Here is a 24,402-nt window from a genome sequence, read left to right as displayed (position 1 = left end):
CACTTCATCCCAAAGGAAAGTCCTGATGAAATTCAACCAACAACTCTACAAGAACAGAAGGCTCACCAATGCCGTCGGTTTGACGCTCTCCATGGGTGCCATGGTGCTCGGCCTGATTGTGTTGCTGTGGATTCTGAGTGTGTTGTTCTCCAACGGCTTCGCTGCGCTGGACTGGAACATGTTCACCCAGTCCACGCCTGCGCCCGGCAGCGAGGGCGGGGGTCTGGCCAATGCCATCGTGGGCAGCTTGATGATGGTCGGCTTTGCGGTGCTGGTGTCCACGCCGATCGGCGTTTTTGCCGGCGTGTACCTCGCCGAGTACGGTGACCAGAGCAAGACGGCGGAGCTGACGCGCTTCGTGACGGACATCATGCTTTCCGCCCCGTCCATCGTGCTCGGTCTGTTCGTCTATGCCATTGCAGTGGCCACGGTGGGCAATTTTTCGGGCTGGGCCGGCAGTCTGGCGCTGTCGCTGATCGCGGTGCCCGTGGTGGTGCGCACCACCGAAAACATGATGCGTCTGGTGCCTGGCAGTCTGCGCGAAGCCGCGTTTGCGCTCGGCGCTCCTCGCTGGAAAGTGGCGACCATGGTCACGCTGCGGGCGGCCAAAAGCGGTGTCATGACAGGTCTTCTGCTGGCCGTCGCACGCATGAGTGGTGAAACAGCACCGCTGCTGTTCACTGCGCTCAACAACCAGTTCTTCAGCACCGACATGGGCGCGCCGATGGCCAATTTGCCGGTGGTCATTTTCCAGTTTGCGCTCAGCCCCTACGACAACTGGATCCGTCTTGCCTGGGGTGGCGCGCTGCTGATCACCCTGTCGGTTCTTGTGCTCAACATCGTGGCACGCGTCTTCCTGCGTGAAAAGTCGCGGGGTTGACGTCGACCATCTTCAATTAGACATTTGACTTTTACGAGATTCGGGAGCCTCTGATGCCAAATACCGCTGCTGCTGTGCAAGCAAAGAAAAACGCCCTTGAGTTGCGGGACCTGTATTTTTATTATGGAAAATTTCAGGGCCTGAAGAATGTGAACCTGGACATTGAAGAACGCAAGGTCACGGCCTTTATCGGCCCGTCGGGTTGCGGCAAATCCACTCTTTTGCGAACACTCAACCGCATGTACAGCCTGTACCCCGGTCAGCGTGCAGAAGGCCAGATCAACTTTTATGGCCAGAACATCCTCGATCCCAAGCAGGACATCAACCTGCTGCGAGCCCGGATCGGGATGGTTTTTCAAAAGCCCACGCCGTTCCCGATGTCGATTTACGAGAACATCGCTTTTGGCGTGAAGCTTTACGAGAACCTCAGCGAGAGCGAAATGGACGACCGCGTCGAATGGGCTTTGTCCAAGGCCGCGCTGTGGAATGAGGTCAAGGACAAGCTGAACCAGAGCGGTCTTTCACTGTCGGGTGGCCAGCAGCAGCGGCTTTGCATCGCCCGCAGCGTGGCGGTCAAGCCTTCGGTGCTCCTGCTCGATGAGCCCACCTCTGCGCTGGACCCGATCTCCACCGGCAAGGTGGAAGAGCTGGTGCACGAGCTGAAGCAGGATTACACCATCGCCATCGTGACCCACAACATGCAGCAGGCGGCGCGTTGCAGCGATTACACCGCCTACATGTATCTCGGTGAGCTCATCGAATTTGGCGAAACCGATCAGATATTCCTCAAGCCCAAACGGCAGGAAACCGAAGACTACATCACAGGAAGGTTTGGTTGATCATGAGTGACAAGCATCTGTCCAGCCAGTTCGACAGCGAACTGACCAACGTTTCCACCCGCGTCATGGAGATGGGCGGTCTGGTGGAGTCGCAGATCCGCACGGCGGTCTACGCCTTGGCACAGTTCAGTGCCGATGCCGCAAGCCAGGTTTCTGAAGCCGAATCGCGTGTCAACGCCATGGAAGTGGAGATTGACAAGGAGCTGTCGTCCATCATCGCGCGTCGCCAGCCCACCGCGCGCGATTTGCGTCTGCTGATCGCGATTTCCAAGACCACGGCCAACCTGGAGCGTGCAGGCGATGAGGCCGACAAGATCGCACGCATGGTCAAGTCCATCATCGAAAGTGGCGCTGCGCGCACCATGCCGGCCTCGGAGCTGCGCGTGGCTGCCGATCTGGCTTCCGGTCTGCTGCGCAAGGCGCTCGACGCATTCGCACGACTGGACGTGAACATGGCGGTCAGCATCCTCAAGGAAGACGATGCGATCGACAAGGAGTTCGACGGCTTCGTGCGAAAGCTCATCACCTACATGATGGAAGACCCGCGCGCGATTTCGCCGAGTCTGGATCTGCTGTTCCTGGCCAAGGCCATCGAGCGCATCGGCGACCATGCCAAGAACATCGCCGAGTTCATCATCTACGTGGTCAAGGGAGCCGACATCCGGCACACCTCCATGGAAACCATTGAGTCTGTGGTCCGGTAAGCGCAATGAAACACCAGCCCCGCGTCCTGATTGTTGAAGACGAGCCGGCCATCGCCGAACTCATCGCGGTGAACCTGCGCCACAACGGCTTTCAGCCCATCTGGGCTGAGGATGGCGTGTCGGCGCAGCGTGAACTCGATGCCGTGTTGCCGGATGCCATCCTGCTCGACTGGATGCTGCCCGGCCAGAGCGGCGTCGTGCTGGCCAAGAAGTGGCGCGCAGATGCCCGGACCAAGGCCATCCCCATCCTGATGTTGACCGCCCGTGGTGACGAGCCAGACAAGGTGCAGGGTCTGGACGCAGGGGCGGACGACTATGTGACCAAGCCGTTCTCAACCCAGGAACTGCTGGCCCGCATCCGCGCCGTGTTGCGTCGCCGCGCGCCAGAGCAGGTCAATGACAGCGTGACGATTGGCGAACTGGTGCTTGACGCTGCCACACACCGGGTGTCGTGGCAGGGGCAACTGCTCAAGGTGGGGCCAACCGAGTACAAACTGCTTCACTATCTGATGAAGCACCCCGAGCGCGTTCACAGCCGGGGCCAGTTGCTCGACAAGGTGTGGGGCGACCATGTGTTCATCGAAGAGCGCACCGTGGACGTTCATGTCAAGCGCCTGCGCGAGGCGCTGGGTGTGGCGGGCGTGATGGTCGAAACCGTGCGTGGTGCGGGCTACCGGCTCACCGCGCAGGTTCAATTCCCGTCCGTCGAAACCCCACACTGAAGCGCTGGAGCTGGTCAGCCGCGGGAGTCTCCGGGCGCAGTCAAAAAGCGTCCGTAAAGCCGTCACAATTACCCCATGCTCTGGCGCCTTTGGGTATTCCTGTTATTGCATCTGGCCGGTGGCTTGGTCGGCTGGTCGTCAGCCCGGTCGCGCGGTGCGCTGGCGGGTGTGATTGCGGCCAGCGTCTGCTGGTTCATCATTGACGGTTTCCGCGGCGAGCGCGTATTGCGCTGGTTGCGGGGTGGCGCGCAGGCCGAACCGCCACGCATGAATGGCATGTGGGGCGAGGCCGCCGACCGCATGCGCCGGGCCCTGCGCACGCGCCAGATTCAGGTGGAAGACAGCCAGACACGGCTGCGGGAATTTCTGGCGGCCATCCAGGCGTCGCCCAACGGCGTGGTGCTGCTGGACGCCCAGGGCCGCATCGAGTGGTGCAACGAAACCGCTGCAGATCACTTCGGGTTCGATATGCGCCGGGACATGCTGCAACTGGTTGGCAACCTGGTTCGCGATCCGGTTTTCACGGCCTATCACTCCTCGAATGACTACGCCTCTGAGGCGGTGATGATCGGGCCGCGCAGCACCAGCAGCCGGCCGGTTCGCCTCGCGGTGCGCCTGCATCCCTATGGCGAGGGCCGCAAGCTGCTGCTGTCGCGCGACGTCACTGCTGTTGAGCAGGCCGAGACCATGCGTCGCGATTTCGTGGCCAATGTGTCGCACGAGATCCGTACGCCGCTCACCGTGCTGGCCGGATTTGTGGAAACCCTGCAGTCGCTGCCGCTCAACGAGGATGACCGCATGCGCTACCTGGGGCTGATGGCGCAGCAGTCGCATCGCATGCAGACACTGGTGAATGATCTGCTCACGCTGTCCCGCTTGGAGGGAAGCCCTCAGCCAGGCACTGGCGACTGGACGCCGCTGGCCACGCTGCTCACGCAATGCGAGCAGGAAGGGCGGTCCTTGTCCGCCTTGCTGTCCCCTGACCTGCCGCATGCCTTGCTGTTCAGCCCCTCGCCTCCGCTGGAGCTGGCAGGTACACCCAGCGAGCTGCTGAGCGCCATGTCGAATCTGCTCAGCAATGCCATCCGCTATACGCCTCCCGGCGGCCTGATTGAGGCTGGCTGGCGCATGCTGGGCGACGGGCGCGTGGAATTCAGCGTGAAGGATTCCGGACCAGGCATTGCCCCGGAGCACATTCCCCGGTTGACCGAGCGCTTCTACCGCGTGGACCGCAGCCGTTCACGCGAGACCGGCGGAACCGGTCTGGGACTGGCCATCGTCAAGCATGTGGTGCAAAGACACGGTGGCGAGTTGCACATCGAAAGCCAGTTGGGAAGCGGGTCCTTGTTTGCGATCATCTTCCCCGCCATGCGCGTGCGCGACATTCAGGCCGCCTGAAAAGCCCGCCGAAGGCGATGCATGCACAACGGGTGTGCGAGTCAGTTCCGTGCGGTGTGATCGGCTTTGTCGTTCCGCACAGCGCGCCACAGCAGGACCAGAAAGCACCCAGCGACCAGCGCCAGCGCCACGGTGCTGGCCAGCCAGAAGCTCTGTGCCGACGATGAGGCCGCATGGCTGCCAACGCCCTCGTAGGTGAGCTGGTAGCCGCCATACAGGCCCAGACCCCAGAGCAGAACGCCATACAGCAACAGCGGCAACAGTGTGATGCCATAGCAGCGCAGCAGGAAAGCGCACAGGGCCTGCAGCGCATCGGCCAGGTGATACGCCGCGACCCAGAGCAGCAGCGAGGAGGCCAGCGCCACAATGGCCGGACTGCCAGAGTACCCACTGGCCACGAGGGGGGGGCTCAGGGCCAGCATGGCGGCCAGTGCAAGGGCCATCAGCACCGTCATCGTCATCACCAGCCAGACCACCTGCCGGGCCTTGGCCGGATGACCCGCGCCCAGCCAGAACGAGACCCGTGCGCTGCCAGCAATGCCCATGGAAAGCGGCACCATGTACAGAAGGGCCGCCACGCTCGCGGCGATCTGGTGACTGGCCGAGGCCGTGGTTCCCAGCCGTGCGATGAACAGCGCCATCAGCGTGAAGGAGGTCACCTCAACCAGATACGCCAGACCACCCGGAATGCCCAGACGCGCAAACTGCCCGATCTGGCGCCAGTCGGGCGGCTCCAGCTTTTGCCAGAGCTGGAACTGCTGGTACAGGCTTTCGCGGCGCAGCATCAGGAAGGCTACCGCGAGCAGCAGGTAGTTGACGATCAGGGTGGCCCAGGCGCAACCAGCCGCGCCCATGGGTTCCACGCCAGCGCCGCCCGCGACCAGCCAGATGGACAGTGGAATCTTCACCGCCAGCGCACCCACCTGCAGCCAGGTCACCAGCAAGGGTTTGCCGAGGGACTGGTTGAAGGTGCTGTAGACCCGGAACAGCAGCGAAGGCGCAAAGCCGAAGGCCAGAATCGCCAGATAAAGCTCCACCTCCCCCTGCATAGACGGCGGTACATCGGCCCATCGCAGCAGCGGACCAGGCAACAGCAGGGCCGTCATGCCAACGACGGTGATGAGCGCGCAGAGGTAAAGGCTCTGGCGCAGTGAGCGACCCAGTGCGATGTAGTGCCGGCCGCCGCGCATTTCCGCCCAGATGGGCAGCAAGGCCTGCACGATACCGATCAGGCCCACATACACACTGATGTAGAGCGCAGAGCCCACTGACAGCGCCGCCAGCGCCTCGTCGCTGAAGCGGCCTGCAATCACGGTGTCTGCAACGCCAAAGGCCATCACCGCGAGCTGACCGACCAGCACGGTTGCCGCGTGCCGGCCGATGACCTTCAGCTCGCTCACGGCTGGCGGGCTGGCAGAGCCTGGGCTGCGGGTGTTTCGGCAGGCGTGGCCACGCTGACGCGCTTGAACACCAGGACGTTTTCGTTCCTGTCAGTCGGCCTGCGCACCGTGGCCTGGAAGGCCCAGTCAGGCAGGTTGACGACAGAGCCCAGGGTGGACTGGGCTTCCACGTCCACGATCAGATAGGGGCACATGGCCTGCTGCCCGGCCTGACGCAGCTGCAGATTGCCGTGGTAGCGCAGCGCGGCTGCCTGGGCGCTGCCAATGCCGTGCACGGCCACGCACGCCTTGGGGTCGACCAGATTGGCGATGCCGCGCGAAGTGGGCGCATAGCTGCGCGCGTAATCCAGCAGCGGCATCCAGAGTGTCATGAGCAGCAGCCAGCACAGCGTGGCGCCACCGGCAGGCAGCACCAGCGATTTCCAGATGGCCGTACGATGACCCGCGGTACGCCATTTCACCAGCCAGGTCCACGCCAGCGTGGCAGCCACTGCGGCGGCGAAAGCGATCCACGAAAAACTGGGCTCGAAGCCGGGTGCCAGCTTGGCCACGTTGGCCGCCGGTTGCCGTGGAACGCCGGTTTGCATGGCAATCCATACCACCCAGATGATGATGCCGCAGCCAGTGAAAAACAGCAGCGTGAACCAGTCGATCAGCGACGCCACGCTGCGCTTGAGCGTGGGCAGTGCGAATGCAGCCAATGCGGCGAGCGGTGGCAGCGCCAGCAGCAGGCTGCGGTCTGAGGCGGTGGTGGTCAGCGTCGCGGCAATCGCCATGACCGCAAACCACAGGGGCAGCGCCACATGCCGGCTGGCAAGCTGCCGGCGCCAGCGCCAGAGTGTCCACAACGCGAGGGGCCAGGCCGGCCAGGTGAACCAGATCAGTAATCGGCCCAGGCTGCGCCAGCCCTTCAACGCCGACTGCCCGTCTGCACCGGGCAGCGAAATGCGCCAGCGCCAGAGATCGAGCTGATGCGCCAGCAGGCTGACTGCCAGCGTGACGCCAGCAATCAGCAACACCCAGTGCCAGGATTGCTTGCGGCTGTCGGACGGCAACTGCGCAAATTGATCGCCCTGTGCGCTCTGTACCGTCTGGCCCCAGCGCATGTGGGTCCATTCGACCAGCGCTCCGCCAGCGCCCAGCATCACGGCCAGGGTGGGCGCACCGCTCAGGGCCAATCCCGCCAGGCCCACCAGAAGTCCCAGTGCAGGCCCCACCAGCTGGGTGGCCCGCCGGTAGGGGCTGGCGGCCATGGCATAAAAAGTCAGCGCGGTGAAGCCCAGTTGCGCCAACGCGGGCGTGGTCTCGTGCGACAGCTGGGCCAGGCCGAGACTGGCGATCAAGGCCAGCAGGCCGGCGTCGGCGATTGCCCGGGCATAGTCCACCGGACTGGCTTCTCCGCCAAAGGCAAAAGCCACCGGTTGCGCCTGCGGGCTTCGGGCCAGGTAATAGATCGCGTACCAGGTCGCCAGCAGCGTGAGAATCAGCAGGGCCACAAACGGAATGCGAGCGGCGAAGGCCGGGTCAAGGACGGGCAGCACCTTGATGGCGGCAGCGCCCAGCCAATAAGGCACCAGGGCATCAAAGCCGGTCACGACGCCCAGCAGCTGCGGTTGCAGCCAGTTGCCGCCCGGCTGCGCCAGCTCCTGCATCACACCGAAGGCGGCGATGTCCTCATTCTTCCAGGGGCCACGACCCACGAAGCCCGGCAGCACATACGCCAGACAGAACAGTAGCAGTGCCAGTCGCGGCAGGCGACGCACGGCAGACTGGGCAATGATGGCGGGAGAAGGCTTGTTCAAGGCGGGTGGGGTGTCGGGTCGCCCGGCGCGCGTGGCCGAATGCGTTTGATTGGGTGTGATTGTCGCGTGTAGCCGCCAGCGGCCAGCACAGTCATTTTCCCGAAAAAAAAGCAGCCTGAATTTCAGGCTGCTTTCGGGGGCCAGTCGCCAGCCTTGTGGCTGCGGCTGATCGGCTGTTCAGGTGCAGCTTACTTGGTGGCTTCGGCAGCAGCGTCTTTGGCAGGGGTCTTGCCGAAACGGTTGCGGAATTTCTCCACGCGGCCGCCCATGTTGTCCACGGATTTCTGCGTACCAGTGTAGAAGGGGTGCGACTCGCTGGAGGTGTCCAGCTTGTACAGCGGCAGTTCGCGGCCATCTTCCATCTTCACCATTTCCTTGGTGTTGACGCAGGAACGGGTCACAAACTTGAAGTTGTTCGACAGGTCGAGGAAACAAACTTCGCGGTAATTGGGGTGAATGCCTTCTTTCATGGTCTTTCCTTGTTCGTTGCGGGAGCCACATGAAACCGTTTCAGGCACTTTCCGCTAAGCCCAATATTATGGCACGAAATCAACCACTTAGCGCGGTTTTTGGCTTTGCCAAGAGGTGATTTGGTGGTTGAAATGACCCGTCGCCTATGAAAGGCCTGCATTTAACCAAGTACGAGCCGCGGGACTGGCTCTGCCAGACCGAAGGCGGGCGGCCCCCTCGGGGGGGGGCGCGACCCACACGAAGTGGGAGAGCGTGGGGGCTAACCACCTCTCCGCATCATGTCAAAGAACTCGTGGTTGTTCTTGGTCGCCTTCATGTTCTTGAGCATCAGTTCCATGGACTCGATTTCGTCCATGTTGTACATGAACTGGCGCAGAATCCGTGACTTCTGGAGGATTTCCGGGGCCAGCAGCAGCTCTTCCTTGCGGGTGCCGCTGCGGTTCAGGTGGATGGCCGGGAACACGCGTTTTTCGTACAGGCGGCGGTCCAGGTGGATCTCGCAGTTGCCGGTGCCCTTGAATTCCTCAAAGATCACTTCGTCCATGCGGCTGCCGGTGTCGACCAGTGCGGTGCCGATGATGGTCAGGCTGCCGCCTTCCTCGATCTTGCGCGCCGCGCCGAAAAAGCGTTTGGGGCGCTGCAGCGCGTTGGCGTCCACGCCGCCGGTCAGCACCTTTCCGGAAGAGGGCAGCACGTTGTTGTAGGCGCGGGCCAGGCGGGTGATGGAGTCCAGCAGGATCACCACGTCCTTGCCCAGTTCAACCAGGCGCTTGGCGCGTTCGATCACCATTTCGGCCACATGCACGTGGCGGGCGGCGGGCTCGTCAAAGGTCGAGGAAATCACTTCGCCGCGCACGCTGCGCTGCATCTCGGTCACCTCTTCAGGGCGCTCGTCAACCAGCAGCACCATCATCACCACTTCGGGATAGTTGGCAGTGATGGCGTGGGCGATGTTCTGCATCATCACCGTCTTGCCGGACTTTGGCGGGGCCACCAGCAGGGCGCGCTGGCCTTTGCCGATGGGAGCGACGATGTCGATGATCCGGCTGGTGAGGTTTTCCTCGCCCTTGATGTCACGTTCGAGCTTGAATTGCTCGCGCGGGAACAGCGGCGTCAGGTTCTCGAACATCACCTTGTGCTTGTTCGCCTCGGGCAGGCCATCGTTGACCTTGTCGAGTTTGTTCAGCGCAAAGTAGCGCTCGCCGTCCTTGGGCGTGCGCACCTCGCCTTCAATCATGTCGCCGGTGTGCAGGTTGAAGCGGCGGATCTGACTGGGGCTGATGTAGATGTCGTCGGTGCTGGCGGTGTAGCTGGAGTCCGGCGCGCGCAGGAAACCGAATCCGTCAGGCAGCACTTCCAGCACGCCATCGGCTACGATGGTTTCACCCGTCTTGGCGCGTTTCTTGATGATGGCGAACATCAGCTCCTGCTTGCGCATCCGGCCGACGTTTTCAATCTCAAGCGCTTCGGCCTGCTTGAGGACTTCAGACACGTGCAGTGCCTTGAGTTCGTTGAGGTGCATGGAATTACTCCTTGCGGAGTTCAGTGATGGAAACGGGGGAGGTTTGAACGGAAGCTGCTTCAGACTGAAGGCTTACAAACCGGTTACTCGAACCCGCCGAATGCTGTGGCGGGTGAATGGTTGGCATTATGACAGGAAAAACAGGGTCTCAGGCGCCTGTGAATGGGGCCTGCAGCCCCGGTGCGGCGGACTAACAACATGCCGGGCAAGCGCGAAGGCTAAATGGAGGAGCAACCGGCTGAGGAGTGGATCAAGGGGGGTAACCAGCCCGACGCATCAGGTATGACGGCGGGCTGGCTGGGGCCAGATTCAGGCCAGTTGCTGGTCGATAAAGGCGGTCAGCTGGGCTTTGCTCATCGCGCCCACTTTGGTGGCAGCGAGCTGGCCGTCCTTGAACAGCATCAGGGTTGGGATGCCGCGAATGCCGAACTTGGCCGGGATGTCGCGGTTCTCGTCCACGTTCATCTTGGCGATCTGCAGTTTGCCGTCGTAGCCGGTGGCGACTTCGTCGAGGATGGGGGCAATCATCTTGCAGGGACCGCACCATTCAGCCCAGTAGTCCACCAGCACCGGCTTGGAAGATTTCAGCACGTCGGCCTCGAAAGTGGCGTCGGTGGTGTGTTTGATCAGGTCGCTGGCCATGGTGGCTCCTTCGTTATGGGGTTGTTACTATTGGACTGCTGGGTCCTGACTGGAGTTACCGTCATTGTGGCAGAAAGCAAGTGGTGACGTCGGTGTGGCAGTGGCTATCAGCCCGATAGGTGCAGCCTGTGCGGCTTCTCACAAGGCGGACCCGCCAGACCCGCCGGGCATTCCGGTGTTGTTACAGGACCCTCCCGATTTGTCGATGGAATCATCTGCCACTCAACCGACGCCTAGTGTCAGCAGCCAAGGCCCGGCCGCCTTGCCGCCAGCGCCGTGCTGGCAGGGCGCCATGGCGCAACTGGCCAGCGCATTGCAGAGCAGGGGCGTTCATCCTTCGCAGGCCGTCGTGCTGTTGCCCTACGCGCAACTCATTCAGCAGGCGCGCCAGGCCTGGGCGGCGCACGTCGGCGAAACCTCCTTCCTGCCGCGCTTTGAAAGCACCCTGAACTGGGCCGACAGCCTAGGCGGCTCGCACGGTGTTTTTGTGCCTGCCCCCGATGATCTGCGTCTGGACATGGCGCTGGATGTTCTGACGGCGGCCTCGTTGCTCGAGCGTTCCGGACTGGCGAGCCATCGCGACATGCTGACGAGTCGCGTGGTCGAAGCGGCATGGAGTGTGGCCGGTGTGGCCGCTGCCGTGCCGCCGACCGACCGGTCCGCCTGGGGTACGCGTCTCGCGGGTGCACTGGGCGCAGACCTGGACACCCCGGCCCTGGCGCTGGAAGCTGCCGTGGCACGGATTGCCCTGGCCTGGGCCGCCAATTCGGCCTATCCCACCGATCGGCTTTTCGAAGCCAATCCGGTGTTGCTGGTGGTGATGGAGGGCTTTCAGCGCGATCCGCTGGCGCAGGCGTTGCAGGCGCGCTGGCCGGACTGCACACTGACGATTGCGCTGGCAGAGTCGCCCGCGCCCGCCGATGCGACTGGTCCCTCATCCTATGCTGTACTTCATGCCGCGCAAGACGCCGAGGACGAGGCCGAACAAGCTGCCGCCTGCGTCCTGCAGCACCTCACCCAGGGTCGCAGCCCGGTGGCTCTGATCGCCCAGGACCGACAGCTCACGCGCCGGGTGGGCGCCATGCTGGCCGGGCGCGGCATCGCCATGCGCGACGAGACCGGCTGGAAGCTCTCCACCACCCGTGCGGCAGCGACCGTGATGGGTCTGCTGCGCGCCATGCCGTGGGATGCCTCTACCGACGCGGTACTCGACTGGCTCAAGAACACGCCGGCGCTGGAAGCTGCCCGCGTGACCACCGTAGAGGCCTGCCTTCGCCGTCTGGGTGTGCGCTCATGGCGTGAGCTGCCCGATGCGGTGGGCAGTGAACAGGTTTCTGCGGGACGGGAAACGCTGGCCTTGCTGCTGCAACAGGTCGAGCCTCTGCGCAGCGACTGGGCCCGGCCGCGCCCCCTGTGCTTGTGGCTGGAGCGCCTGCGCGCCGCGCTGCAGGCCGCCGGTCAGTGGGACCTGCTGGCGACCGACGGGGCAGGGCAAACCGTGCTGGAGGTGCTGCGTCTGCACGAAGGCGTAGACCATGAGCTGGACGGCGAGCGTGCGCCAAGGATGGCGTTGCATGAATTCACCCACTGGGTCAACCAGTCGCTGGAGGCGGGCAAGTTCTCGCCGCCGCATCCGCCGGCCGAGCAGGTAGTGATCCTGCCGCTGGCCCAGCTGCTCGGTCGCAGCATGGCCGCCGTGGTGCTGCCGGGTTGTGACGAGCTGCGTCTGCCGGTTTCACCCGAGCCCTCTGGCCCCTGGACCCCGGCCCAAAGGGTGCTGCTGGGGCTGCCGTCCCGCGATGCGCTGGCCGCCACTGCCAGCCAGGCTTGGCAGCACGCGCTGCAGCAGCCGCAGGTGGACGTGCTGTGGCGTGCCAGCGAAGCGGGCGAGCATCTGCTGCCCAGCGGGTTTGTCCAGACCTTGCTGCTGAACCGCAAAGGACTGCCCCCCGCGGAGACTGCCGATCCGCGCTCGCCACGCGAGGTGCAGATCACCCCCACGCTGCGGCCCTTGCCCACCGGCGAGGCGCTGACACCGACCCGTTTGTCGGCCAGCGCCTATGAAGACCTGCGGCGCTGCCCCTACCGCTTTTTCGCGCTGCGCCAGCTTCAGTTGCAGGAGTCGGATGAACTCGACAACGCACTGGGCAAGCGCGATTTCGGCAACTGGCTGCACGGGCTGCTGAAGGATTTCCACGACGCCCTGAAGGCGGCACCGACCGATGATGCCGGTGAACGCGTCGCGCTGATTGATGCCGCTGCTGAACGGTCCCGTCGCGAGCTGGCCCTGGGTGCGAGCGAGTTCCTGCCTTACGCCGCTGCGTGGCCCGGCGTGCGAGACGGCTACCTCCAATGGCTGCGCGAGCATGAAGCCGCAGGGGCGGTGTATGAGGCCGGTGAGGTATGGCGCGAGATACCGCTGGGCACGCTGAGCCTGAGAGGCCAGCTGGACCGTGTGGATCGCATGGCTGACGGGCAAGCGCTGGTGATGGATTACAAAACCGAAAACAGCACCACCACCGCAGAGCGCATCAAGAGCGCCGAGGAAGACACCCAGCTGGCGTTCTATGCCGCACTGCTGGAAGACGACACGCTTTCGGCAGCCTATGTCAATCTGGGTGAAAAGGGCGTGACCAAAACCTATCAGCAGCCCGCAATTGTGGAACTGCGCGACGGGCTGATCGACAGCATCCGGCGCGACATGGCGCGCATTGCCGAAGGTGCGGCCTTGCCGGCACTGGGCGAGGGCACGGCCTGCGACTGGTGTGCCGCGCGCGGCTTGTGCCGCAAGGACTTCTGGAAATCGTGATGCCTCCACATTCGCGCACTTCTTCCTGTAGTCCGTTCGCCCTGAGGTATCGAAGGGCCGGCGCATCAGCGCTTTCAGGTGGGAGAGGGCCATGACCGCAACCCCTGTTGCTGCCTACGAACGCAACGGCACGCCGGTCTCGGCGAAGGCCTTCTATGCAATCGCCTGCGATCCGCGGCGTCATGTCGCGGTGGAGGCTTGCGCGGGCGCGGGCAAGACGTGGATGCTGGTATCGCGCATCTTGCGCGCCTTGCTCGACACCGCGCTGCAGTCGCCCGATGGCGCGGTCAGGCCGCAGGAAATTCTGGCCATCACCTTCACCAAGAAAGCCGCTGGCGAGATGCGGGAACGGCTGGAGCAGTGGCTGATGGAATTCGATGGCGCGGACGACGACACGCTGCGGCGCGAGCTGACCATGCGCGGTGTGTCGGATGCGGACGCTTCGGCCGAAGCCTGCAAGGTGCTGTCGGGTCTGTACCGGGCGGTGCTGGCGCAAGGCCGCTCGGTGCAAATTCGCACTTTCCACGGCTGGTTCGCGGCCTTGCTGCGCAACGCCCCGGTGGCGGTGTTGCAGCGCCTGGGCTTGCCGGTCAACTACGAGCTGCTGGAAGACGACGCGCCGGCCCGGGCACTGGTATGGCGGCCTTTTTATGCCGCGCTTGCTGCAGATGAAGCGCTGCACGCCGACTTTGATGCGCTGGTCAGTGCCCACGGGCGGTCTCAGGCCGACAAGGCCTTGCAGGCGGCGCTCGACAAGCGCACCGAGTTTGACCTCGCCGATGCGCGAGGCGTGGTCGATGCATCGGTCGAGCATTTCCAGGTGCGGTTTGAGCCCTTGGCCAACCATGAAACGCCTGAGCTGGCGCTGATGGATGCCGCCGCGCGTGATCGCTGGCTGGCCCGCGCTCGCGCGCTGGGACAGGAGAAAAACAAGACGCCGCAGAAAGCGGCCGAGGCCGTGGTAGGTGCGTTTGAGACCACAGACCCGCAGCTTCGCCTGAGCCTGCTGCGCAAGGGCTTTTTTGTGGCTACCGAAGACCGGTTGACCAATCATCTGCAGAAGTACCCGGCCGCGCAGGAGGCTGAGCCCGAACTGCGCATGCTGTGCGAGGCCAGCGCCCAGCACACCGCGTGGCTGCACCAGCAGCGCATGGCGCGGCTCACCCGGGCATTGATCGCGCAGTACGCGGCGCTCAAACGCGAGCGCGGCTGGGTGGACATGAACGACGTGGAGCGCGCGGCGCAGGTCATGCTGTCCGACGCGGTGCTCTCCGGCTGGGTGCAGGAGCGGCTGGACGCGCGCATCCGGCACCTGATGATCGACGAGTTTCAGGACACCAACCCGCTGCAGTGGCAGGCACTCAGCGCGTGGCTCTCCAGTTACGCTGGGGCCGGGCAAGCGCCCAGCGTGTTTCTGGTCGGCGACCCGAAGCAGAGCATCTACCGCTTCCGGCGCGCCGAGCCGCAGGTGTTTCGTGACGCGCAGGCTTTTGTGCGTCAGCACCTCGGTGGTGATCTGCTGAGTTGCGACCACACCCGACGCAATGCGAAAGCAGTGATCGAAACCGTGAACACTGTGATGACGGCCGCCAGCCAGTCGGATGGGTACGAGGGCTTTCGCCCGCACTCCACCGACTCGCCGGCCGATGGCGAGGTGGGTTGTCTGCCGGTGATTCCCCGTGGTACGGAATCGGGTGCCGAAAGTGAGGTGACCGCAGACGGCAGCCACGAGAGGGATGCCCCGCCGGCCTGGCGCGACAGCCTGACCACGCCGCGTGAAGTGCCAGAGGAAACCCTGCGCACGCTGGAGGCGCGGCAGGCGGCCGCCTGGATCGCAGAACAGATTGCGCAAGGTTTGCAGCCTTCCAGCATCATGGTGCTTTCGCGCAAGCGGGCAGGGCTGCTGCCGCTGCAGGACGAATTGCGGGCGCTGCACATTCCCGCACAGGTGGGCGAGAAGACCGAGCTGATCGAGTGCTGCGAGGTGCAGGACATCGTGGCCCTGCTCGACGTGCTGGTGTCGCCCGGGCACGACTTGTCGCTGGCCCGCGCCCTGCGTTCCCCGCTGTTCGGCATGGACGACAGCCGCCTGGTGCAGCTGGCTGTGTTGCAGCGGGAGTGGCAAGGTGCATCGCCGCAGGGATCGGGGCAGGAGTCCAGGCAGGAATCCAAACTGTCCTGGTTCGAACTGCTGCAGTCGGCTGAGCGCCTTGGCCCTGACTCGGAGTTGCTCCGGCAAGCCGGCTCGGCCTTGGTGCGCTGGAAAAACTGGCTCGACACCTTGCCACCGCACGACGCGCTGCAAGCCATCTATGACGACGGCGATGTGCTGGCCCGCTTTGCCGCCGCGGCGCCAACCGTCAGGCGCGCGGCCGTACTGGCCAATCTGCGGGCGCTGCTGGGGGTGTCGCTGGCGCTTGATGGGGGTCGCTACACCACGCCCTACGGATTTGTTCGCGCCTTGAAGGCCGGCGGCACGCAGGCGCCTGCCACCGTCAGTGCTGACGCCGTGCGGCTGTTGACCATCCACGGCGCCAAGGGGCTGGAGGCCGATGCCGTGTTGATGCTCGACACCGATGCGGTGGAGCGCAACGCCGACAGCATGGCGGTGCTGCTGGACTGGCCCGGTCGCTCAACGGCGCCCGAGAAACTGGTATTCATGGTCAGCGAAAGCCGCCCACCGGCCTGCGCGGCCGATCTGCTGGCTGCCGACCTCGCGGCGCGCCAGCGGGAAGAACTGAACGCGCTCTATGTGGCCATGACGCGGGCCCGTGGCACGCTGGCCATTTCCAGCATCACGCCGCACCGCCCCAACGCGGGCAGTTGGTGGCAGCGCATCGCGGCTGTGGTGCCAGAACGCTCCGCGCCCACCGCGCCTGCGGAAATTGCAGACCACTCGGTGACGGGTACCGAAGGCAGCTTTGTGCTTCCCGTGCTACCTGCACCCTCTGGCCAACCGGTAACTGCTGCTTCCGCAGCGACCGATGATGAAGACTCCCCGAGTGCCCGGATCGGCAAGGCCATGCACCGCCTGCTGGAATGGGGCGGCAGCCTGTCGGCTGCGCACCGGGCGGCAGCGGCGCGCGAGTTCCGGCTCAGCCCGTCGCAGATGGGAGAAGCTGCGGACATGGCCCGCCGCATTCTGGCGGGCGAGGGCGCCTGGGCGTGGCAGCCTGAGCGGCTGGCCTGGCAGGGCAATGAGGTGGATCTGGTTCACGCAGGCACCGCGTTGCGGCTGGACCGCCTGGTCCAGCGCAAGGACGCGGGCCATGAGGGCCATTGGTGGGTGCTGGACTACAAATCGGCCCCGGTGCCGCAACGGCAGGCGGCTTTGGTTGAGCAACTGCGCAACTACCGGCAGGCCGTGCAGCGGATTTACCCCGACGCGCCTGTGACGGCGGCATTTTTGACGGGGCAGGGCGCGCTGGTGCGGGTGGACTAGCGGCGGCGCCCATTGCCCGGCTGCAATAATCACCGCTGCTTTCTCGCCCCTATCCCGCTGATCTCTCTGATCCCCCTGATCCCGCAGGTACGCGCCCGTACCCATTCACGCTTTCCTGTTTTCCCGCTTTCCCTGGACACGCTTTGACCGATTCCGCTTCCCCGCACGCACCATCCCATTCGCCCCGTATTGCCGTTATTGGCGGTGGACCCGCTGGCTTGATGGCGGCTGAAGTGCTTGCTGCGCAGCCGGGGGTGTCGGTGCATCTGTACGACGCCATGCCCTCCGTGGGCCGCAAGTTCCTGCTGGCGGGCATTGGCGGCCTCAACCTCACCCATTCCGAGCCACTGGAGTCTTTCGTCGGCCGCTATGGCGAGCGAAGTGCCGTGCTGCAACCGATGCTGGAGGCCTTTGGTGCCGAACAGCTCCGCGCCTGGGCTGAAGCGCTGGGTGTCGAAACCTTTGTGGGCAGCTCCGGCCGCGTCTTCCCGAAAGACATGAAAGCTGCACCGCTGCTGCGCGCCTGGCTGCACCGCTTGCGCGCGGCGGGGGTGCAGTTTTCCATGCGACACCGCTGGCTGGGCTGGGGTGATGATGGCAGTTTGCTGTTTGCCACGCCTCTAGGCGAGCAACGGGTTCAGGCCGATGCGGTGGTGCTCGCGCTGGGCGGTGGCAGCTGGGCCCGGCTGGGCTCTGACGGCGCCTGGGTGCCGGTGCTGCAGCAGCGCGGCGTTCAGGTGGCGCCGCTGCGTCCAGCCAACTGCGGGTTCGATGTCGGGTGGACGCCGCATTTTTCCAGCCGCTTTGCAGGTCAGCCCTTCAAGTCGGTGGCGATCCGCTTCACCGATTCCACCGGGCGCACGTTTCATCGCAAAGGCGAGTTTGTGGCCACGGCTACCGGCGTGGAGGGCAGTCTGGTGTATGCCGTCTCGCACCTGCTGCGCGACGAGATCGAGGCGCACGGCAGCGCGACCTTCCTGCTGGACCTGCTGCCCGACAAGTCGGCAGAGCAGGTACTGGCCGAGGTGCGACACCCGCGGGGTTCACGCTCGCTCTCCAGCCACCTGAAAAGCCGTCTGGGGCTGGAAGGCATCAAGGCGGCCATGCTGCATGAGGTTCTGGGCAAAGATGCCGTTGCCGACCCGGCACAGCTGGCCGAGGGCATCAAGGCCTTGCCTGTCCGGGTATTAATCACACGCCCAATTGACGAGGCCATCAGCACCGCAGGCGGCGTGATGTGGGAGGGCATGGCGCCCGGGCTGCGCGTGGCGCCGGGGGCAGGCCAGCCGCCTTTGCCCCTGCCCGTCTTTTGCGCCGGGGAGATGCTGGACTGGGAGGCGCCCACCGGCGGCTACCTGCTGACCGCCTGCTTTGCCAGCGGGAAAGCAGCCGCCGAAGGCGTATTGAGCTATATCAACTTACCCGATGAATAGGGTTGTAAAGCGTATGCATCAGGCAGGGATCGGTACATCATTCAATTGCATGGGTATAGCAACAGTTGCGTGTGACTTACTCCCCATATCGGCACTGATTGTGTCAATATGTAAATATATGTTGCAGTTCGAAACTTAAAATTCAGTCGTCCGCCTTTGTTCAGTTTGCAACCGGCATTGTTTTTTTGAAGCTCAACCGCCTTCCCACCATCCGTTCCAGGCTTGTCCTGCTGACCTTCGCCTGCATGGCGCCAGCGTTCCTGCTGGCCACCGCCGTGCTGTACTACAACTACCAGCAGCAGCGTACGGCGCTTATTCAGGACGCCGTCGAGAGCGCACGCACCCTGGTCCGCCTGATGGACCGGGAGTTCACCACGGTGGAGGTGTCGCTCAGCGCGCTGGCCACTTCGCCGCTGGTGCGTACCGGTGATTACCGCGCTTTCCAGGCGCAGGCCGACGAGGTGCTGCAGCGCAGCTTCATCAACAACATCGCCCTGATCGCGCCAAGTGGTCAACAGCTGATGAATACCGCCATTCCCTTTGGCCAGCCCTTGCCGCAGACCGGCGTGATGGAACAAACCCAGCGGGTGATTCAAAGCGGCAAGCCGGACATTTCCGGCCTGCTGACTGGCGCTGCGCTGAAACGGCAAATTTCCAATGTGGCTGTACCCGTTTTTTCAGGGCGTGCCGTGACCCACTCGCTGTCTGGCGTGATCCTGCCCGACCACTTCCAGAAGCTTCTGGTCAGCTATGGTTTGCCTGAAGACCGGCTGACCGTGATCTTCGACCCGTCTTCCAGGGTGGTGGCGCGTTCTTACGAGGTTGATCGTTTCAGGGGGCAGTCAGTCTCTCCCAGTCTGGTGAAGCGACTCAGTGAGGTGAATGAGGACGCGTTTGAAGCTGTCACCCTGGACGGGACGAATGTGGTGAGCGCCTTTTACCGCTCGCCGGTGTCGGGCTGGGGGGTGGCGATCGGCATTCCCGAAAAATCGCTGACAGCCAATCTGCGTCGTTCGATGTGGATACTGATCGGCCTCACGGTTCTGTTGTTCGGCACCAGCCTGCTGTTGGCGCAGAGCATGGCCAGCCGCATTGCCCGTGCTGTCGGCGCCTTGCGCGTGCCAGCGCTGGGCCTGGGCTATGGCGAGTCGGTCTTCGTGCAAGCGCAACACATTCAGGAGATTGACGAAGTCGGCGAAGCGCTGGGCAAGGCCTCGGTGCTGCTGCAGGAGTCCATGAAGTCGCTGGCGGAGAACGAGGCGCGTTTCCGGGGTGTGGTGGAGTCCGCCATGGACGCCATCATCACCGTGAACGAAGAGGGTGCCATCGTCATGTTCAATGCCGCCGCCGCCGCCATGTTTGCGTGCCGGGTGGATCAGGCAATCGGCCAGCCGGTCACCCGTTTTGTTCCCACCCGTTTCCATGCGCACCATGCAGAGCTTTTGCGAAAGCAGCAGACCAAGAGCAGCAAGGACGGAGGCGATGGCGGCGGATCCATCAGCGTCGCCGTGGGTTTGCGAATGAACGGCGAGGAGTTTCCCGCCGAGGTGTCGGTCTCCAGCGTGAACGCCCTGGGGACGGTGCTCAATACCTTCATCATCCGCGACGTGACCAGCCGGGTTCAGGCCTACAAGGCGCTGGAGCGCAGCAACCTGGACCTGCAGCAGTTCGCCTATGTGGCGTCGCACGACCTGAAGACACCGCTGCGGTCCATCGGCGGATTTGTGCAGTTGCTGGAACGCGATTACGCCGACAAACTGGACGAAAAAGCCATCTCACTGATTCACCGCACGGCCAACGCGGCCAAGCGTCTGGAACAACTGACGGAAGACCTGCTTTCCTTTGCCCGCATTGAAGCCGAAGCCAAGCCCTTTGCCCCAGTCGACATGGGCGAGGTGGCCGGAGACGCCATCTTCCTGCTGGAGGCCGCCATCCAGAGCACCGGCGCTTCAGTGACCGTCGGTGAGATGCCCGTCATCAAGGGTGACAGGGCGCAACTGGTGCAGCTCCTTCTGAACCTGATGGGCAACAGCCTCAAATACTGCACCGGCCATGCGCCGGTGGTCGCCTTCACGGCGGCCAAGCAGGACCGCGAGTGGGTGTTCTCCGTGACCGACAACGGTATTGGTATTGACCCGAAACACCATGAAAAGGTGTTCGAGATTTTCAAGCGCCTGCACAACCAGAACGAGTTTCAGGGCACCGGCATTGGTCTGGCTGTCTGCCGTCGCGTGGTGGAAGGCCACGGTGGCAAGATCTGGGTGAGTTCCAACGCTGGCCAGGGCGTTACGTTCAGATTTACACTGCCAGACTACTTTCCGGAAGCTTCTCATGAAGATTGAACCAGTCTCCAAAACCCGTGCGGCGGAGATCCTGCTGGTCGAGGACAACGAAGACGACGTGTTCCTGACCCGCGAGGCGTTTGACGCGGCCCATTTGCGCGTTCACCTGCACCATGTGGACAACGGCGAGAAGTGCCTGCAGTTCCTGCGCAAGCAAGGCCCTTACGCTGACGCCATGACGCCCGACCTGATCCTGCTGGACATGCACATGCCGGTGATGGACGGCTACGAGGTGCTGTCTGAAATCGTGAAGGACCCGCAGCTCCATCACCTGCCGGTGGTGGTGCTCACCACCTCGTATGAGGCCGAAGACATCAGGAAGATGTACGGACTGCGCTGTAACTCCTACATCACCAAGCCGGTTGACTTTGACAGTTTCACCAAGGCCATCAGCCAGCTGGCAGGCTACTGGCTGACCGTGGTGGTGATTCCGACGGTCGAATGATGCCGGCACAGCCGGAGGCATTGCGATGATCGTGCGGTTTTCCATCCACCCCACTGCGGGCGCCTACGATTACCAGGTCAGCTATGAAGGCGAGGCGCTGTTCGGTGACGAGGGCCTGCAAAGCGTCGAGCATTGCATCGATGCCGCGGTTGAAGGCCTGGGGCAGGGCGCCGTGGCGGCCGAAGTGGCGCTGGGCGGCATTGTGAGTGGCACCTACCCGCTGGCTTCGCTGGCGCTGATGTCCGCCCAGATCGCGGAGCACGCCATCAACACCACCGCAGCGATTCAGGAACTGATGACTTGATCGCCTCCGGGCGGCCGGCTATTTGGGCTGGTTGCCTACACCCTTGCGCTTCATCTCACCCCAGGTGGATTCGCGTTGCGCCGCCCATTTGTACAGGCCCAGCAGGCGCCACCAGCTGTTGAGCTGGCGGTAGCCGAAGTTCTCGAGCACCACAATCAGCGACAGCATCGCGAGGTGGCGAAAGCTCGGGTAGATGTGGAATGAAATTTCCTCCAGCAGCAGGCCCGAGGCCGACAGCAGAATCCCCAGCCCGATGGCCATGAAGAGGAACACGTAAAAGGCCTGCCATGACACCAGGTCAAACGCATAGGCGTAGAACATGAACAGGTAGCCGCCCAGCTCGACCAGCGGGCCCAGCCACTCGAACATGATCATGAAGGGGAAGGCCAGCCAGCCAGGTGTGCCGCCATTGCGGCTGAACATCAGGCCCCAGTTGCTGGTGAGGCTTTCCGACAAGCCGCGCTGCCAGCGCACCCGCTGGTTTTTCAGGGTCTTGTGGTCTTCGGGCGCCTCGGTCCAGCAGACCGGCTCGGGCACAAACTCGATGCGGTAGGGGCGGCCCTGCTGCCTCAGGTAGCGGTGAATCCGCACCACCAGCTCCATGTCTTCACCGATGGTGTTGGCCCGGTAGCCACCGGCTTCGATCACCACATCGGTCTTGAACAGGCCGAAGGCGCCAGAGATGATGAGCATGGCGTTGAGCTTGGACCAGCCCAGACGCCCGAACAGGAAGGCGCGCAGGTACTCCACCACCTGGAACAGCGCCCACAGGTTGGTCGGCAGGCCGACCTTGGTGAGAAAGCCGTCGGCCACCTCACAGCCGTTGGCAACCCGCACGGTGCCGCCGGTGGCCACGGTGTCGGGGTGGTTCAGGAAGGGCTTGGCCACCAGTTGCAGGCTGTTGCGCGCCAGGATGGAGTCGGCATCGACGCCGCAAAACAGCGGGTGGCGTGCAGCGTTGATGCCGGCATTCAGCGAGTCGGCCTTGCCGCCGTTTTCCTTGTCGATCACCCGCAGGTTGGGGTATTTCAGGGAGCGGTAGATGCCGCGCACCGGTTTGGTGGTCAGCCCTTCGCGCGGCGCCTCGGGGAAGGGCAGCAGCGAGAACTCACGCTTCAATACTTCCAGCGTGCCGTCCTTGGAGCCGTCGTTGATGACGATGATCTCAAAGTCCGAGTACGTCAGCTGGAACATCGACTGCACCGAGGCAGTGATGGTGGCTTCCTCGTTGTAGGCGGGCACCAGCAGGCTGATGCCGGGCTCCAGCCCGGTGAAGACCTGGGGCAGGGCCTCCAGCAGTTTTTCTTCCTTGTTGCGCTGGAGCGCAAAGATCGACAGCAGGTTGAGCGCCAGATAGCAGCCGTTGAGCAGGATGAAGTAGGCAAATACAAACCAGGTGGTCCACGTTGTCATGGGCGTGTCCTCATGGCGTGGCCGCGTTGGCGGATTGGTATTCGGCCAGCACGTGGTCGAGGATGCTGGTGATCGCCGGCTCGCTGGTCTGCTGGCGCAGGGCGGTCAGCCGGTCGACCCCGAAAAGTGGCGATCCGGCCAGCGCCTGCGCAGCCCGGTAGCGCACCCACCATTCGTCGTCTTCCAGCATGACCTGCAGGCGCAGCGAATCGTCCTCATCGCCGAAGCGCCCCAGAAACACCGCGACTTCCGCACGCACACGGCCGTCGCCATGCGTCATGAATTGCCTGATCACCGGCAGCAGTTCCCGGTCGCCGGCGCTGTGCACGGCGGTGGCCAGAATGTCAGGCGAGCGGCAGTTGAGCAGCATGTACTGCATGGAGGCCAGCGGGATCTGCAGGTTCAGCGCGTCAGCCAGCTGCAGTGCGCGTGTCCAGCGGGTGCGGCTGATGGTGGTGATGCGCTTGGACAGCACCAGCCAGAAGGCCTGCTTGGCCTCGGCCAGAAAATGCGCAATCTGCGTGATGTCCCAGTCCTTGCGGGAAAGAATCAGCGGCAGCAGCAGCTCGGTGCCCTTGAGCGGATTGATCTTGAGCAGGGCCCGTGCGGCATGCACCGAGGCCAGACTGTCGGCCTGGCTGGTCTGTGCGGCCAGCGCGTCCCATGAGGCCTCGTCGCGCAGGTGCCCCAGCGTCAGTGTGGCCAGCAGGCGCTCGGCGCGGTTGCCTTTGCTCAGCAGCTTGCGGGCCATGACATCACCGCCGACTTTCCGGGCCAGCCGGTTGAGCCGCTCGCTGGCCGGGCCGCGCAGGGACTCCTGCAGGTAGTTCCAGAGCTTCAGAAAGTAGATGTGTTCGCCAGGCCGCAACCGCTTGGGAACCTTGGGTGTGCCCTCGCTGATGACTTCCAGCATGACGGGCCGCCAGCGGGCCACAAAAGCCGCTTCCTCGTCCACACTGGCCCGCATTTTCAGGCGCAGGCCGATGATCAGCACCACCAGCAGCAGCGTCAGCCCGATGGCCACCGCCCCCGCCAGAAATGCAAACCGGATGTAGGGGTCAGAAAACGTATTCAACGCCAAGCCGGGCAGTGCGTCGGTTGTAGAAGCTGCCCTGGCGGGTGTGCGACAAGCCGTAGTTCACCACCCACTGGCGGCTGAGCCAGTGCCGCCCCTGAAGCGCCGTGGACCGCACGTCCGTCAGCACCACATTACCGGGTGTGATGGTGGTGACTTCCTTGCCGGTGCTGTGGATCAGGCCGACGGAGTCGGTGTCGCTGTAATACCAGGCCAGCCTCAGTTCGGCGCTGCTGGAACCCACGCCCGATGAGCGCACCGGCTTCCAGGCCGCCGAGGCGCTGAAGTCGGAGAAGTAGTGCTCCAGCATCAGCGTGCCGTGGTTCACATGGGTGCTGTTGTAGTTCTTGCGGCCCAGTCCGCCGTGAATCAGCCACGCGGGCGCAAACTCATACTGCAGTGCGCCCTCGAAGGTGTTTTTGGCCAGTACCCGGTGGGTGGGGCTGATACTTGCGGTCGCGCTGGCCGTCAGTTGTGGCGAAAGGCGGGTGGCGATCAGTCCGCTGAGTTCGTGGTCGTCCAGCGCGAAGCGGTTGGTTTGGGTCAGCGCCAGTGATTTGACTTCGTTCTTGCCCATGCTGCGCGTGATGCGCAAGGTGGTTTCGCGCCAGTCGGGGCTGGCGTTGCTCAGGTGGCTCGATTCCGCTTCCAGTCCGACCCGCGTGAGGGGTTGGGCATCAGACTGGGCCCACGCCGCAGTGCCGAGCATCACGGGAACCAGTGCAACGGCAAGACGGTGAGGGGCGTTGAAGATCATGA

19 protein-coding genes are annotated in these 24,402 nt (G+C 63.7%); 11 read left to right on the top strand and 8 right to left on the bottom strand.

Going from position 1 to position 24,402, the window contains the following annotated elements:
• The first annotated feature begins 25 nt into the window (after positions 1-25).
• The 5 genes from pstA to phoR all read left to right on the top strand — a co-directional run bounded on the left by pstA (position 26) and on the right by phoR (position 4,543).
• A complete protein-coding gene (gene pstA, locus AAG793_RS04955) occupies positions 26-880 on the top strand; it encodes a phosphate ABC transporter permease PstA (RefSeq protein WP_341904842.1) in 855 nt (284 codons plus the stop codon).
• Positions 881-933: 53 nt separating this feature from the next.
• Positions 934-1,719, top strand: a complete 786-nt coding sequence (gene pstB, locus AAG793_RS04950) for a phosphate ABC transporter ATP-binding protein PstB (RefSeq protein WP_341904838.1) — start codon at positions 934-936, stop codon at positions 1,717-1,719.
• A 2-nt stretch (positions 1,720-1,721) separates the two neighbouring features.
• Positions 1,722-2,423 (top strand): phosphate signaling complex protein PhoU, encoded by a 702-nt coding sequence (gene phoU, locus AAG793_RS04945; protein ID WP_341904836.1) that lies wholly within the window; start codon positions 1,722-1,724, stop codon positions 2,421-2,423.
• A 5-nt stretch (positions 2,424-2,428) separates the two neighbouring features.
• The gene (phoB, locus tag AAG793_RS04940) at positions 2,429-3,145 is read left to right on the top strand and encodes a phosphate regulon transcriptional regulator PhoB (protein WP_341904833.1); all 717 of its coding nucleotides are present in this window, start codon (positions 2,429-2,431) and stop codon (positions 3,143-3,145) included.
• Between the two features lie 75 nt (positions 3,146-3,220).
• Positions 3,221-4,543: a phosphate regulon sensor histidine kinase PhoR gene (gene phoR / locus AAG793_RS04935; protein WP_341904830.1), complete on the top strand. Its 1,323-nt coding sequence runs from the start codon at positions 3,221-3,223 to the stop codon at positions 4,541-4,543.
• A 41-nt stretch (positions 4,544-4,584) separates the two neighbouring features.
• Here the strand turns inward: phoR and AAG793_RS04930 are convergent, their stop codons facing one another.
• The 5 genes from AAG793_RS04930 to trxA form a co-directional block, all read right to left on the bottom strand.
• Complete coding sequence (locus AAG793_RS04930; RefSeq protein WP_341904827.1) at positions 4,585-5,943, bottom strand: MATE family efflux transporter; 1,359 nt, start codon at positions 5,941-5,943, stop codon at positions 4,585-4,587.
• Positions 5,940-7,745 carry a hypothetical protein gene (locus tag AAG793_RS04925; RefSeq protein ID WP_341904824.1) on the bottom strand — a complete coding sequence of 602 codons (1,806 nt, stop codon included), beginning with the start codon at positions 7,743-7,745 and terminating at the stop codon, positions 5,940-5,942. The genes AAG793_RS04930 and AAG793_RS04925 overlap by 4 nt, the downstream gene beginning before the upstream one ends.
• Before the next feature lie 188 nt (positions 7,746-7,933).
• Entirely contained in the window at positions 7,934-8,215 is a 282-nt protein-coding gene (locus tag AAG793_RS04920) for a type B 50S ribosomal protein L31 (RefSeq protein WP_341904823.1), read from the bottom strand.
• 260 nt (positions 8,216-8,475) lie between these two features.
• Entirely contained in the window at positions 8,476-9,738 is a 1,263-nt protein-coding gene (gene rho, locus AAG793_RS04915) for a transcription termination factor Rho (RefSeq protein ID WP_341904821.1), read from the bottom strand.
• Between the two features lie 309 nt (positions 9,739-10,047).
• On the bottom strand, positions 10,048-10,380 hold the full coding sequence (trxA, locus tag AAG793_RS04910) for a thioredoxin TrxA (RefSeq protein ID WP_341904819.1): 333 nt from the start codon (positions 10,378-10,380) through the stop codon (positions 10,048-10,050).
• A gap of 292 nt (positions 10,381-10,672) precedes the next feature.
• Between trxA and AAG793_RS04905 the strand changes: the two genes are divergently transcribed.
• The 6 genes from AAG793_RS04905 to AAG793_RS04880 all read left to right on the top strand — a co-directional run bounded on the left by AAG793_RS04905 (position 10,673) and on the right by AAG793_RS04880 (position 21,155).
• Complete coding sequence (locus tag AAG793_RS04905; protein WP_341905425.1) at positions 10,673-13,189, top strand: PD-(D/E)XK nuclease family protein; 2,517 nt, start codon at positions 10,673-10,675, stop codon at positions 13,187-13,189.
• 91 nt (positions 13,190-13,280) lie between these two features.
• Positions 13,281-16,631 (top strand): UvrD-helicase domain-containing protein, encoded by a 3,351-nt coding sequence (locus tag AAG793_RS04900; RefSeq protein ID WP_341904818.1) that lies wholly within the window; start codon positions 13,281-13,283, stop codon positions 16,629-16,631.
• Between the two features lie 143 nt (positions 16,632-16,774).
• Positions 16,775-18,064: a TIGR03862 family flavoprotein gene (locus AAG793_RS04895; protein ID WP_341904815.1), complete on the top strand. Its 1,290-nt coding sequence runs from the start codon at positions 16,775-16,777 to the stop codon at positions 18,062-18,064.
• Positions 18,065-18,249: 185 nt separating this feature from the next.
• Positions 18,250-20,406, top strand: coding sequence for an ATP-binding protein (locus tag AAG793_RS04890; RefSeq protein ID WP_341904812.1), 2,157 nt, complete (start codon positions 18,250-18,252; stop codon positions 20,404-20,406).
• Positions 20,396-20,851 carry a response regulator gene (locus AAG793_RS04885; protein ID WP_341904807.1) on the top strand — a complete coding sequence of 152 codons (456 nt, stop codon included), beginning with the start codon at positions 20,396-20,398 and terminating at the stop codon, positions 20,849-20,851. Before AAG793_RS04890 ends, AAG793_RS04885 begins: the two co-directional genes overlap by 11 nt.
• Before the next feature lie 25 nt (positions 20,852-20,876).
• Positions 20,877-21,155, top strand: a complete 279-nt coding sequence (locus AAG793_RS04880; protein ID WP_341904804.1) for a hypothetical protein — start codon at positions 20,877-20,879, stop codon at positions 21,153-21,155.
• An 18-nt stretch (positions 21,156-21,173) separates the two neighbouring features.
• Here the strand turns inward: AAG793_RS04880 and AAG793_RS04875 are convergent, their stop codons facing one another.
• The 3 genes from AAG793_RS04875 to AAG793_RS04865 are packed head-to-tail and all read right to left on the bottom strand — an operon-like array spanning position 21,174 to position 24,400.
• A complete protein-coding gene (locus AAG793_RS04875) occupies positions 21,174-22,568 on the bottom strand; it encodes a glycosyltransferase (protein WP_341904799.1) in 1,395 nt (464 codons plus the stop codon).
• A gap of 10 nt (positions 22,569-22,578) precedes the next feature.
• Complete coding sequence (locus tag AAG793_RS04870; protein WP_341904794.1) at positions 22,579-23,643, bottom strand: HEAT repeat domain-containing protein; 1,065 nt, start codon at positions 23,641-23,643, stop codon at positions 22,579-22,581.
• On the bottom strand, positions 23,627-24,400 hold the full coding sequence (locus AAG793_RS04865) for a YaiO family outer membrane beta-barrel protein (protein WP_341904789.1): 774 nt from the start codon (positions 24,398-24,400) through the stop codon (positions 23,627-23,629). Before AAG793_RS04865 ends, AAG793_RS04870 begins: the two co-directional genes overlap by 17 nt.
• Between the last annotated feature and the right edge of the window lie 2 nt (positions 24,401-24,402).

Origin of the sequence: Polaromonas sp. YR568, from assembly GCF_943372955.1 — a bacterium.
GTDB lineage: Bacteria > Pseudomonadota > Gammaproteobacteria > Burkholderiales > Burkholderiaceae_C > Polaromonas.
The sequence above is the reverse complement of the archived record's forward strand: the minus strand, read 5'-3'. Positions and strand labels throughout refer to the sequence as shown.

Bases quoted from the DNA above. Each gene is read 5' to 3' on its own strand.
- rho (WP_341904821.1), bottom strand. From the start codon at position 9,738: ATGCACCTCAACGAACTCAAGGCACTGCACGTGTCTGAAGTCCTCAAG.
- pstB (WP_341904838.1), top strand. From the start codon at position 934: ATGCCAAATACCGCTGCTGCTGTGCAAGCAAAGAAAAACGCCCTTGAG.
- AAG793_RS04880 (WP_341904804.1), top strand. From the start codon at position 20,877: ATGATCGTGCGGTTTTCCATCCACCCCACTGCGGGCGCCTACGATTAC.
- pstA (WP_341904842.1), top strand. From the start codon at position 26: ATGAAATTCAACCAACAACTCTACAAGAACAGAAGGCTCACCAATGCC.
- phoR (WP_341904830.1), top strand. From the start codon at position 3,221: ATGCTCTGGCGCCTTTGGGTATTCCTGTTATTGCATCTGGCCGGTGGC.
- phoU (WP_341904836.1), top strand. From the start codon at position 1,722: ATGAGTGACAAGCATCTGTCCAGCCAGTTCGACAGCGAACTGACCAAC.
- AAG793_RS04865 (WP_341904789.1), bottom strand. From the start codon at position 24,400: ATGATCTTCAACGCCCCTCACCGTCTTGCCGTTGCACTGGTTCCCGTG.
- AAG793_RS04900 (WP_341904818.1), top strand. From the start codon at position 13,281: ATGACCGCAACCCCTGTTGCTGCCTACGAACGCAACGGCACGCCGGTC.
- phoB (WP_341904833.1), top strand. From the start codon at position 2,429: ATGAAACACCAGCCCCGCGTCCTGATTGTTGAAGACGAGCCGGCCATC.
- AAG793_RS04875 (WP_341904799.1), bottom strand. From the start codon at position 22,568: ATGACAACGTGGACCACCTGGTTTGTATTTGCCTACTTCATCCTGCTC.
- AAG793_RS04920 (WP_341904823.1), bottom strand. From the start codon at position 8,215: ATGAAAGAAGGCATTCACCCCAATTACCGCGAAGTTTGTTTCCTCGAC.
- trxA (WP_341904819.1), bottom strand. From the start codon at position 10,380: ATGGCCAGCGACCTGATCAAACACACCACCGACGCCACTTTCGAGGCC.
- AAG793_RS04905 (WP_341905425.1), top strand. From the start codon at position 10,673: ATGGCGCAACTGGCCAGCGCATTGCAGAGCAGGGGCGTTCATCCTTCG.
- AAG793_RS04885 (WP_341904807.1), top strand. From the start codon at position 20,396: ATGAAGATTGAACCAGTCTCCAAAACCCGTGCGGCGGAGATCCTGCTG.